Origin of the sequence: Streptomyces sp. NPDC093094 (assembly GCF_044754345.1) — a bacterium.
GTDB lineage: Bacteria > Actinomycetota > Actinomycetes > Streptomycetales > Streptomycetaceae > Streptomyces.
Map to the genome: position 1 here is coordinate 452,273 of NZ_JBIVOX010000007.1, position 10,439 is coordinate 462,711.

10 protein-coding genes are annotated in these 10,439 nt (G+C 72.5%); 3 read left to right on the forward strand and 7 right to left on the reverse strand.

Annotated features, from left to right (window positions below; translation table 11 throughout):
- Positions 1 to 133: 133 nt before the first annotated feature.
- Positions 134 to 1,396, reverse strand: a complete 1,263-nt coding sequence (locus tag ACIQGV_RS18125; protein WP_402495828.1) for an Ig-like domain-containing protein — start codon at positions 1,394 to 1,396, stop codon at positions 134 to 136.
- A 208-nt stretch (positions 1,397 to 1,604) separates the two neighbouring features.
- A complete protein-coding gene (locus ACIQGV_RS18130) occupies positions 1,605 to 1,967 on the reverse strand; it encodes a hypothetical protein (protein WP_402495831.1) in 363 nt (120 codons plus the stop codon).
- A 109-nt stretch (positions 1,968 to 2,076) separates the two neighbouring features.
- Here ACIQGV_RS18130 and ACIQGV_RS18135 point away from each other — a divergent pair, with 109 nt between their 5' ends.
- Together ACIQGV_RS18135 and ACIQGV_RS18140 are read left to right on the forward strand one after the other, a co-directional pair.
- On the forward strand, positions 2,077 to 2,385 hold the full coding sequence (locus ACIQGV_RS18135; RefSeq protein ID WP_402495833.1) for a hypothetical protein: 309 nt from the start codon (positions 2,077 to 2,079) through the stop codon (positions 2,383 to 2,385).
- 46 nt (positions 2,386 to 2,431) lie between these two features.
- Positions 2,432 to 3,238 (forward strand): hypothetical protein, encoded by an 807-nt coding sequence (locus ACIQGV_RS18140; protein ID WP_402495834.1) that lies wholly within the window; start codon positions 2,432 to 2,434, stop codon positions 3,236 to 3,238.
- A 62-nt stretch (positions 3,239 to 3,300) separates the two neighbouring features.
- Here the strand turns inward: ACIQGV_RS18140 and hutH are convergent, their stop codons facing one another.
- The 3 genes from hutH to ACIQGV_RS18155 form a co-directional block, all read right to left on the reverse strand.
- Positions 3,301 to 4,839 (reverse strand): histidine ammonia-lyase, encoded by a 1,539-nt coding sequence (gene hutH / locus ACIQGV_RS18145; RefSeq protein WP_402495874.1) that lies wholly within the window; start codon positions 4,837 to 4,839, stop codon positions 3,301 to 3,303.
- Positions 4,840 to 4,937: 98 nt separating this feature from the next.
- Positions 4,938 to 6,080 (reverse strand): diguanylate cyclase domain-containing protein, encoded by a 1,143-nt coding sequence (locus ACIQGV_RS18150; RefSeq protein ID WP_402495836.1) that lies wholly within the window; start codon positions 6,078 to 6,080, stop codon positions 4,938 to 4,940.
- Positions 6,081 to 6,165: 85 nt separating this feature from the next.
- Positions 6,166 to 6,969, reverse strand: a complete 804-nt coding sequence (locus ACIQGV_RS18155) for an enoyl-CoA hydratase/isomerase family protein (protein ID WP_402495838.1) — start codon at positions 6,967 to 6,969, stop codon at positions 6,166 to 6,168.
- A gap of 211 nt (positions 6,970 to 7,180) precedes the next feature.
- On the opposite strand from ACIQGV_RS18155, the gene ACIQGV_RS18160 reads away from it, so the two are divergent.
- Positions 7,181 to 7,852: a hypothetical protein gene (locus tag ACIQGV_RS18160; RefSeq protein WP_402495840.1), complete on the forward strand. Its 672-nt coding sequence runs from the start codon at positions 7,181 to 7,183 to the stop codon at positions 7,850 to 7,852.
- Positions 7,853 to 8,025: 173 nt separating this feature from the next.
- On the opposite strand, the gene ACIQGV_RS18165 is transcribed toward ACIQGV_RS18160, so the two are convergent.
- Both ACIQGV_RS18165 and ACIQGV_RS18170 read right to left on the reverse strand, forming a co-directional pair.
- Positions 8,026 to 9,147 (reverse strand): adenylate/guanylate cyclase domain-containing protein, encoded by a 1,122-nt coding sequence (locus ACIQGV_RS18165; RefSeq protein ID WP_402495841.1) that lies wholly within the window; start codon positions 9,145 to 9,147, stop codon positions 8,026 to 8,028.
- 209 nt (positions 9,148 to 9,356) lie between these two features.
- The gene (locus ACIQGV_RS18170; RefSeq protein WP_402495843.1) at positions 9,357 to 10,214 is read right to left on the reverse strand and encodes a biotin--[acetyl-CoA-carboxylase] ligase; all 858 of its coding nucleotides are present in this window, start codon (positions 10,212 to 10,214) and stop codon (positions 9,357 to 9,359) included.
- Between the last annotated feature and the right edge of the window lie 225 nt (positions 10,215 to 10,439).

Genomic DNA, 10,439 nt, shown 5'->3' on the forward strand with positions numbered 1-10,439 from the left:
CGCTCCCGCTCCACCGCGCCGCGCCCGGCCCCGGACCCCGCTCGACGCCCCTGGACACGCCGATGCCGCCGGACACGCCGATGCCGCCGGGCCTCGGGGCGCGGCGGCATCGGTCGGGGTGCGCGAGGAAGGGTCAGACGGCGGAGCCGGCCTTCCAGTCCGCCCAGCTCAGGTTCCAGCCGTTGAGGCCGTTGTCCGGCGAGACGGTCTTGTCGCCGGTGTTCTGGACGACGACCACGTCACCGACGATCGAGTTGTCGTAGAACCACGCGGCCTCGGTGTTCGGGTCGTCGGCGCCCTTGGTGTCGTTCAGACCGACACAGCCGTGGCTGGTGTTGACGTTGCCGAAGACCGAGTCGTCGCCCCAGTAGTTGCCGTGGAGGAAGGTGCCGGACGTGGTCAGGCGCATGGCGTGCGGCACGTCCTTGATGTCGTACTCGCCCTTGCCGTCGTCGTCGGTGAAGCCGACCGTGGCGCCGTTCATGCGGGTCTCCTTGAACTTCTCGGAGATCACCATCTGGCCCTCGTAGGTCTTGTTCTCGGGCGAGCCGGCGGAGATCGGGATGGTCTTGACGACCTTGCCGTTCTGCGTCACCTTCATCTGCTTGGTGTTGGCGTCGACGATGGACACCTGGTTGCGGCCGATCGTGAAGGTGACCGTCTTCTGCTGGACGCCGAAGACACCGTCGGCGCCCTCGACACCGTCGAGCGCGAGCTTCAGGGTGACGGTGGACTTCTCCGTCCAGTAGCTCTCGGGGCGGAAGTCGAGGCGGTTGGCGTTGAACCAGTGGCCGACGACCTCCTGGCCGCTGCTGGAGGTGACGGTGATGCCCTTCTGGACGTCCGCCTTGTTGGTGATCGCCTTGTCGAAGTTGATCGAGACAGGCATGCCGACGCCGACGGTGGAGCCGTCCTCCGGCGTGAAGGAGCCGATGAAGCTGTTGTCCGGGGACACCGTGGTGAAGGAGGCGTTCTCGTGGGCCTCGCGGCCGTCGGCGTCCTTCGCGGTCACCGCGATCTTGTAGGTGGTGGAGCGCTCCAGCTGGCCGTTGGGCTTCCAGCTGGTCTTGTCGGCGGATATCTCGCCGGCGACGGCCGTGCCGTCCGCGGTGGTCATCGCCACCTCGGTGAGCGTGCCCTTGCTCACGGTGACGGCGGCGGAGTTGTTGATGGAGGCGTTGGCCGTGCCGTCCTTGGGTGTGATCTTGATCTGCGCCTCGGACGTCTTCTGGGCCGCCGCCTCGTCGACCTTGGCCTGCGAGGTGTCGTTCCCCCCGTCGGCCTTGGCCTCGTCGCCGCCGGAGCAGGCCGAGAGCACCAGAACACCGCCGAGCAGTGCGGACGCGACCGTCAGGCCCCTGCGCCGCTTACTGTTCGTCATCACACGCTTCTCCATCGTTGCCGTATCCCCGGAACCCCGAGAGTTCCCACCCAATGACCTTCAACGCTACGACCGGTTCGTCCCGTTCCGCATGCCCCTCATGTGTGGGACACGCCACGTCCAGCGGTCGTGGCCGGTGCTCCTGTCGTTCCGTGCGTCCCGTGAGACGACGAAACCCCGGACGGCGGTTGCCGTCCAGGGTCACGTTTTCCCCGGATCCGACTCAGCGGACCGGCGATTCCTCGCCGTCCTCGCCGTCATCGCCGTCATCGCCGTCATCATCCTCGCCGAGGTCCCAGTCCGGCGCATCGGGGTCGTAGTCGATCAGCTCGCTGCTCCAGGACGCCTGCTGGAGCTCGATCCCGGGCACGTCGCCCACCAGGTCGAAGGGGTCCACGAGGTAGGCGAGAGCCTCCGCCGTGTCCTCCGTCACAGCATCCTCCGCGTGGGCGCGCTCGGTCCCGGGCATCTCGTCGTCCTCGGCGATGCGGGCCAGCGCCGCCCCGGTCACCGCCTCCGCGTCGTCCACCTCAAGGACGAGCTCCACCCGAAGCCGTACAAAACGTGATGTCTCTGGAGTGCTCATGGCGCGAGCGTACGGCTCCGCCCGCCCACGGCTTTCCCGCGACCCGCGCCTTTCATTAGCATCGGTACCCACGGCCAATTCGCCAGTGCCTCAAGGGGATCGATATTCCGTGTCATCCGCTCGCCGTCCGTTGCTGACCGCCACCGCCGCAGCGACCCTGCTGGGGGCGCTGTGGTTCGTCCCGTCCGCCAACGCGACCGGGGACTCCACGGCGAGACCGCAGCAGCCGGTGACCTCGACGACGCAGGCCAGGGCGACCGTCTCCGCGAGCGCCGAGGGCACCTCCGCGGACGGCGCCGAGCTGGCCGACACCGGCAGTTTCGACAGCACGCCGTACGTCACGGGCGGCACGCTCTGCCTCGCGCTGGGCGCCGGTTTCGTGGTGTATTCCGTGCGGCGGGAGCGACTTGGGTTCTAGATGCCCAAACTTGACGTGTCTTTGACGAAACGCTCATAGTCCGCTCATGAACAGATCAACGGGGGCGCGGCTGTGCGCCACGGCTGTCGTGGGCGCTCTGTCGCTGGCTCTCCTCACGGGGTGCTCGGACAGCGGCTCGGGCAAGTCGAAGCGGTCCGGCGGCGGTTCGTCGGAGCAGTCGGACGCGAAGGCGCTGGGCAAGTCCGAGCTGAGCAAGCTGCTGATCGCCCAGGGCGATGTGAAGGGCTACAAGGTCGAGCCGGTCGACAAGGAGCTCGGCGCCGAGAAGAGCAAGCTCAAGGGCGACGACAAGTGCCTGCCGATCGCCTACGTCATGAGCGGCCTGGCGCCCACCGACGCACCGGCGGAGGCCAACACCATGGCCACGCAGGAGAAGTCGCCGACCGACACCGCCTCCAAGTCCCTGGAGGACCTGACCGGCGGCGACACCTCGGACGCCCTCTCCGACGCGATGAGCGTCGACGTGACGGTGGTGGCGCTGTCGTCGTACGACGGCGAGGGCGCCACGGAGGCGTTCAAGGCCGTCTCCGACGCGGTCGAGAACTGCGCGGGCGGCTTCGAGATCGCGGACGGTTCCGAGGAGCCGGCCAAGATGAAGAAGGTCACCGCGGAGGACACCGTCGGCGCCACCGGTGACGAGGCGGTCGCCTTCTCCACGACCGGCGAGATGGACGCGTCCACGGGTGAGACCGCCACGGTCCACACCCAGGTCGTGCGCCACGGCAACATCGTCGCCTCGTACTTCACGATGAACCTCGGCGCGATGATCTCCGGCAAGGACTACACCGTCCCCGCGGCGGTCGTCGACGCCCAGGCCGGCAAGCTGAAGTAACCGGCTGCGCGAAGGGCCCCGTCCAGGACTCGGACGGGGCCCTTCTGTGTGTCCGGGCAGGGCTAGCGCAGCGGGCCCGTGACCGTCTCCGCCGCCGTGACCAGGGCGCCGCCGGCGACGAACGCGTGCGCCGCCTCCAGGTCGGGCGCGAGGAAGCGGTCCGGGCCGGGGCCGCCGACGCCGGCCGCGCGGGCCGCGTCGATGACGGCGCGGGACGCCGGCGCCGGGGTCAGGCCCTCGCGCAGCTCGACCGCGCGGGCGGCGGCGTAGAGCTCCACGGCGAGGACACGGGTGAGGTTGCCGACGGCGGTGCGCAGCTTGCGGGCGGCCGACCAGCCCATGGAGACATGGTCCTCCTGCATCGCCGAGGACGGGATGGAGTCCGCCGAGGCCGGCACGGCCAGCCGCTTCATCTCGCTGACCAGCGCGGCCTGCGTGTACTGGGCGATCATCAGGCCGGAGTCGACGCCGGCGTCGTCCGCCAGGAACGGCGGCAGGCCGTGGCTGCGGTTCTTGTCCAGCAGCCGGTCGGTGCGCCGCTCGGCGATGGACGCCAGGTCGGCGGCGGCGATGGCGAGGAAGTCCAGGACGTAGGCGACGGGCGCGCCGTGGAAGTTGCCGTTGGACTCGACGCGGCCGTCGGGCAGCACCACCGGGTTGTCGACGGCCGAGGCCAGCTCGCGCTCGGCGACCAGCCGGGCGTGCGCGAGGGTGTCCCGGCCGGCCCCGGCGACCTGCGGGGCGCAGCGCACGGAGTAGGCGTCCTGGACGCGCGGGGCGTCGTCCTGGTGGTGGCCGGTGAGGCCGGAGCCCGCCAGCACGGCCAGCATGTTGGCGGCGGAGTCGCCCTGGCCGGGGTGCGGGCGGATGGCGTGCAGCTCGGGCGCGAGGACCTTGTCGGTGCCGAGCAGGGCCTCCAGGGAGAGGGCCGCGGTGACGTCGGCCGTCTTGTAGAGGGTGTCGAGGTCGGCGAGGGCCATGATCAGCATGCCGAGCATGCCGTCGGTGCCGTTGAGGAGGGCGAGGCCCTCCTTCTCGCGCAGCTCGACCGGGGCGATGCCGTGCTCGGCGAGCAGTTCGCCGGCCGGGCGGACGGTGCCGTCCGGGCCCTCGGCGTCGCCCTCGCCCATCAGGGTCAGGGCGCAGTGGGACAGCGGGGCGAGGTCGCCGGAGCAGCCGAGGGAGCCGTACTCGTGCACGACCGGGGTGATCCGGGCGTTGAGCAGGTCGGCCATGGTCTGCGCGACCTCGGGGCGGACGCCGGTGTGACCGGAGCAGACGGTCTTCAGGCGCAGGAACATCAGCGCGCGCACGACCTCGCGCTCGACGCGCGGGCCCATGCCGGCGGCGTGGGAGCGGACGATGTTGCGCTGGAGCTGGGTGCGCAGCTCCTGGCTGATGTGCCGGGAGGCCAGGGCGCCGAAGCCGGTGCTCACGCCGTAGACGGGGTCCGGCTTGGCGGCCAGCGCCTCCACGATCTCGCGCGCCGCCGCGAGGGCCGCCACCGCCTCCGCGGAGAGCTCGACGCGGGCGCCGCCGCGCGCCACGGCCAGAACGTCGGACGCGGTCGTGCCGGTCGTCCCCAGCACCACAGTGTGCATATCCATATTCAGGAGCGTACGCAGTGAATTCGAAGATGTCACCAGTGGGCACCCGGTCCACCCCTTACCGAGTCCGTCACACCGGGTCCGTGCGCGGGTCAGTGACGGCCGCGGAAGCGGCGGCGTTCGGCGCCGGTCTCCTTCGACGGCTCGTCGGCCAGCCGTACGACGGGATCGTCCGGGCCCTCGCGCCCGGCCACCACCGGCTTGGCGGCGCGTACCGCCTTGGCGCGGTACTGGGCGGCGTCCGCCAGGCGGAACAGCCGGCGGGCCGAGCGGACCGGGCCGATGGGGTCCGCGGTGGACGCCACGCCGCAGGCGACGCCGTCGCCCAACTCCAGCTCGGCGGCCCTGCGGCACAGCTCCTCGGCGACCTCGACCACGTCGTCGGCCGGCGGGCCGACCACGAGCAGACAGAACTCGTCCCCGCCGAGCCGTGCGGCCAGCGCGCCGGGCAGCATCGCCCCGCACAGGGACAGCACCGAACCGAAACGTTCCAGCAGACGGTCGCCGACCGCGTGGCCCTGGGTGTCGTTGACCCGCTTCAGCCCGTTGAGGTCGCACACGACGAGGCTGACGGCGACGCCGTCCGCGCGATGGCGCTCGACCGCCTCGTCCAGGCGCATGTCGACGGCCCGGCGGTTGGCGAGCCCGGTCAGCGCGTCGGTGAAGGCGAGCCGGCGGGCCTCCTCCAGCCGCTCGGTCTGCGCGATGCCCGCGGCGACGACCGCCGCGAGCACGGTGGCGAACTCGGCGTCGGCCGGCCCGAAGACCCCGGCCCCCGCGGCACGGGCGACGTACAGCTCGCCCCACGCCCGCCCGTGCAGCACGACCGGGGCGACGACACAGCTGCCGCGGCCGCGGCGGCGCAGGGCCGCGACACGCTGGTGGACGTACCCGGGGCGGCCCGCGGCGGGGCCCTGCGCGGTCTCCACCCAGGCGTTGGGTCCACCGCCGCCCGCCCAGCGCTCGTGCAGGAACTCGGTGATCTCGGGGAACTGGTGGACGGGGTAGGTCTCGTCGCCGGGGAACTCCGCCTCGTCCGCCGCGCGTTCCCCCACGTTCACCAGGACCTTCAGCCGGCCCAGATCCCGCTCCCACACGGAGAGCGCGGCGAAGTGGCCGTCCAGGGCGCGGCAGGCGCCCTGTGCCGCCGCGCGCCAGGATTCGCGTGGCGTGTGCGCCGCCGCCATGCCCTGCGCCAGTGCGACCACCGCCGACAGCCGCTCGTCCTCGCCCATCGCTCCAGACTAGGGAGCTTTCATGCGTTATGGGGCTTTTGCGTGGCGAACAGGTGGGAGATGTCCGGCCCCTGCGGGCTCCCGCTCACTCACCCGGCCACAGCGGCCTGCGCTTCTCGTTGAAGGCCCGGACGCCCTCCGCCCTGTCCCCCGAGAAGGCCACCGAGCGCCAGGCGGCGTCCTCCACCTCCAGGCCGGCCCTCAGGTCCAGCCCGTGCCCGAGGCGCAGGGCACGCTTGGCCGCGCGGAGGCCGACCGGGGAGTTGGCGGCCATGCGGGAGGCGAGGGCGAGGGCCTCCTCGCGGTCCCGGCCCTCGTCGACGAGGACGTCGATCAGGCCGAGTTCCCTGGCCTCGGGCGCCTCGACGCGACGGGCCGTGAAGATCAGCTCGGCGGCACGGGCGGCACCGACGCGACGGGGCAGCAGCTGGGTGCCGCCACCGCCGGGGATCACCCCCACGGACACCTCCGGCAGTCCCACCACGGCCGTGCCGTCGGCCACGATCACATCGCAGGACAGGGCCAGTTCGAAGCCGCCGCCGAGGGCGAAGCCGTGCACCGCGGCGATCGTCGGCACCGGCAGCTCCAGGACGCCGGTGTAGGCACCGCGCGCGACCGGACGCTGGCGCACCAGCTCGGCGTCGGTGAAGGAGTTGCGCTCCTTCAGGTCGGCCCCGACGCAGAAGGCCCGCTCGTGCGTGGAGGTCAGCACGACGGTCCTGACGTCGCGGTCCGCACCCAGCGCCGTGCACGCCTCGGCGACGGAGCGGGCCATCTCGGTCGACACGGCGTTCATGGCCTTGGGCCGGTCCAGGGCCAGCTCGGCCACATGCCCCCCGTCCCCGTGCCGCCGTACCGCCACGAACTCCCCGTACCGCTCCTCGCTCATGCAACGCCCTCCGGTTAACGCGGGTTAACAACAGTGCCCCGATCATCGCAGCAGACCCGGACGGAAAAAAAGGGGCGCCGCATGATCACCCCCTGACCCCCGACACCCGTTCGAGTGACGTTCGCCCGACTGCCCCACCCGGCTCGGACGAAGCGCATAGCGTGCCCGCCACGGCGCACGGGGGGGGGGAGCGCACATCGGGGAGGCGATCATGATGACGACCGGCACGACGGACGGCACGGGCAGAAGCATCCGCGCACGGGGCCGGCACCGGCGTCCGCGCCCGCGCAGGCTGCTGCTCGCCGCGGGCGGTCTCGCCCTGGCCGCCGGCGCGCTGAGCCTCGTACGGCTGACGCCGGAATCGGGCATCGGCGGCATCGGCACCGCGGAGGCGGAGCCGCGGATCACCCCGTACCGCGGCACCGACCCGGCCACCGACCCGGCCGCCTCCGTGGACGGCTCCCCGCGGCCGGGCCCTTCGGCGACCGCCCCGCTCGGCGAGGCGGGTGCCCCGCTCGACGGGACGAGCGCCTCGCTCGGCGGGGTGAACGCCTCACCGGTGCCGACGTCCGCGGTCCCCGCGCCGTCCGTCCCTGCGGCTGTTCCGGCGGCCTCGGCGACCGGAGCCGCACCACCGACGGCCACCGGCATCCCGCAGACGCCGGACTCGCCTGCGCCCCGCGGCACGGAGACGACCCCGGCGCCGCCGCCGAGCCCGCGCGCACCGGACCCGCGGCCGGCCCCGACCACGGCACCGCCCCAGCCCTCCGCGCCGCCCGCGGCCACGGACCGGCCGGCTCCACCGCCCTGGCTGTGCGTGCCGGTGATCGGCCTGTGCGTCCTGGACGACCAGCCGGGCGGGCGGGCGTCCGGAAGACACTAGGACCGGACACCGGACACCAGACACCGGACACCTGATTCGGACTCGGATCCGTCGGACGGATCCAGGGGCCGGCCCTACGGGTCCTAGGAGTTCTACGGGTCCTAGGAGTTCTACGGGTCCTACGGGTCCTAAGGGACCTAAGGGACCTAAGGGACCTACGGACCCCAGGACTCCTAGGGGTTCTGGATGCCGTCCCGGCGGTTGAGGAGCCACGGTTCCACGACGCCGAGGCCGCGGACCGGGCGCTGCCACATCGGCTGGAGGGCGAAGCGGTAGACGGGCGGTTCCTCGCCCTCCTTCTCCGCGGCGGCCGCCGCCTCCGCGGCCTCCGTCTCGGAGGCGGGGGCCTCGGCGGTGCGGATCAGCTCCTCGGCGAAGGCACTGTCGACGAGCACGGCGTCGCGGGGGGCTATGGAGGTGAGCCGGGAGGCGAGGTTGACCGTCGTGCCGAACACATCGCCCATACGAGTGGTGACCGTGCCGAAGGCGATGCCCACCCGCAGTTCCGGCATCGTCTCGTCGTTGGCCATCGTCTCGATCAGGCGCAGGGCGATCTCGGCGGCCGTGCCCGCGTCGTCGGCGGCGTAGAGGACCTCGTCGCCGAGGGTCTTGATCAGCCGTCCGCCGCGCGCGGCGACCAGGTCGGCGGCGGTCGTCTCGAACGCCTCGACCAGCTCGCCGAGCTCCTCCTCCTCCAGCCTGCGGGTGAGCCGGGTGAAGCCGACCAGGTCGGCGAAGCCGACCGCGAGGCGGCGGTCGACCATCTCCTCGTCGTCGGCGGCCTGCACGACCCGGCCCGTCGCGGCGGCGAGCTGACGGCGCCAGACGTAGACGAGGAACTCCTCCAGCTCCGGCAGGAGCAGCTCGACCAGGGGATAGGTGACCTCGGTACGGGTCATGCCCGGCTCGGGCGGCTCGGTGAGGCCCTCCAGGAAGGAGTCGATCTGCCACTCGGCCAGCCGGGCGGTGGTCTGTCCGGTGGAGCGGGCCACCTGCACGGCCATGGCCTCGCTGAGCAGGCCCGCCTCGACGAGGCCCGCCAGCCGGCGCAGGGCCAGCACGTCCGCCTCGGTGAGCGCCTTGGCCTGGCCGATGTCCGCGAAGCCCATCGCCCGCCAGAAGCGGGAGGCCAGTTCCATGGAGACACCGGCGCTGCGGGCGGCCTGGAAGGGGGTGTAGCGGCGCTCGGCGCCGAGGATGAGCCCTTCCAGGCGGAGCGCGAGCGGGTCCTCGCCGTTGTCGATGCCGTCGGGCGCTGGGTCACCCATACCGGAGCCCGTGTCGTCGACGGTCACGCCTGCTGCCCTTCCGATCTGCCGCGGTCAGGTATCGACCGGCCTCAACTGTACGGCAGGTGTGTGCCACGCCACTCCGTCAGGTCGGGCCGGGCGGGGCCTCGCCGTGCCGCGTCCCCGGCCGTCGGCCGCGGGGTGCGCGCGGCCGGTCGCGCCCACACGGCGGGGCCGCACGTCGCCGCGGCCCCGCGGCCCTCGGGTGCCTGCCCTCAGGCCGGCCTCAAGTGCACGATGTCTCCTGCTCCCACCGGTTCCTGTACGCCGTTCTCCGTCGCCAGGACGAGGCGGCCGTCGCCGTCGATCGCCACTGCCTCACCGACGATCGAACGGTCGCCCGGGAGCTCGGCCCTGACCGCTCGTCCCAGCGTGGCGCATCCCGCCGCGTACGTCTCCTGGAGGCCGGACGCCACCGGATCGCCGCCGGCCTCGCGCCAGCGGCCGTACCACTCCTCCAGGGAGCGCAGCACGGCCCGCAGCAGCGGGTCGCGGTCGGTGGACGTGGCGCCCGCCAGGGCGAGCGATCCCGCCTGGGGGACGGGAAGTTCGTCCTGGCGCAGGGTGACGTTGATGCCCACGCCGACGACGACCATGTCCTCGCCCGCGCGCTCGGCGAGGATGCCGCCGGCCTTGCGCTCCTCACCACCGACGGTGACCAGGAGGTCGTTGGGCCACTTGAGTGCCGTGTCGACCCCGGCGGCCCGCGACAGGCCCGTCGCCACGGCGACTCCGGTCAGCAGCGGCAGCCAGCCCCAGCGGGCCACCGGGATCCCGGCGGGGCGCAGCAGCACGGAGAAGAACAGACCGGAGCGGGGCGGCGCGGTCCACAGGCGGTCCAGACGGCCGCGCCCTGAGCTCTGCTCCTCGGCGACGAGGACGGCGCCCTCCTGCGCCTTGCCCGCGACGGCGAGCGCGACGAGGTCGGAGTTGGTGGACCCGGTGGCGCGCACCACGTCGATGCCGCGCCACAGACCTCCTTCTCTCACGAGTCCCCGGCGCAGGGCGTCGCCGTTCAGCGGCGGGCGGTCGAGGTCGGACCAGCGGTCGTCTGAGGCATCTCGCGGCGTCATGCAAGCCACCCTAGGTGTGTTGTACGCCGCACTGCCGATCGGTAGGGCCGCCACTACGCTACGGATGAGTAATCGTCCCCCCTTTTGAGCAGGCAGGGAGCCGCATCCCGATGTCCGAGCCGGAAGAGATCGACATCCACACCACCGCGGGCAAGCTCGCGGATCTCCAGCGCCGGATCGAGGAGGCGACCCATGCCGGTTCCGCGCGCGCGGTGGAGAAGCAGC

What these genes read in the sequence shown, in the direction of transcription:
- ACIQGV_RS18130 (WP_402495831.1), bottom strand. Translation starts at nt 1,967, where the DNA reads ATGAGCACTCCAGAGACATCACGTTTTGTACGGCTTCGGGTGGAGCTC.
- ACIQGV_RS18125 (WP_402495828.1), bottom strand. Translation starts at nt 1,396, where the DNA reads ATGGAGAAGCGTGTGATGACGAACAGTAAGCGGCGCAGGGGCCTGACG.
- ACIQGV_RS18170 (WP_402495843.1), bottom strand. Translation starts at nt 10,214, where the DNA reads ATGACGCCGCGAGATGCCTCAGACGACCGCTGGTCCGACCTCGACCGC.
- ACIQGV_RS18160 (WP_402495840.1), top strand. Translation starts at nt 7,181, where the DNA reads ATGATGACGACCGGCACGACGGACGGCACGGGCAGAAGCATCCGCGCA.
- ACIQGV_RS18150 (WP_402495836.1), bottom strand. Translation starts at nt 6,080, where the DNA reads ATGGGCGAGGACGAGCGGCTGTCGGCGGTGGTCGCACTGGCGCAGGGC.
- ACIQGV_RS18140 (WP_402495834.1), top strand. Translation starts at nt 2,432, where the DNA reads ATGAACAGATCAACGGGGGCGCGGCTGTGCGCCACGGCTGTCGTGGGC.
- ACIQGV_RS18155 (WP_402495838.1), bottom strand. Translation starts at nt 6,969, where the DNA reads ATGAGCGAGGAGCGGTACGGGGAGTTCGTGGCGGTACGGCGGCACGGG.
- hutH (WP_402495874.1), bottom strand. Translation starts at nt 4,839, where the DNA reads ATGCACACTGTGGTGCTGGGGACGACCGGCACGACCGCGTCCGACGTT.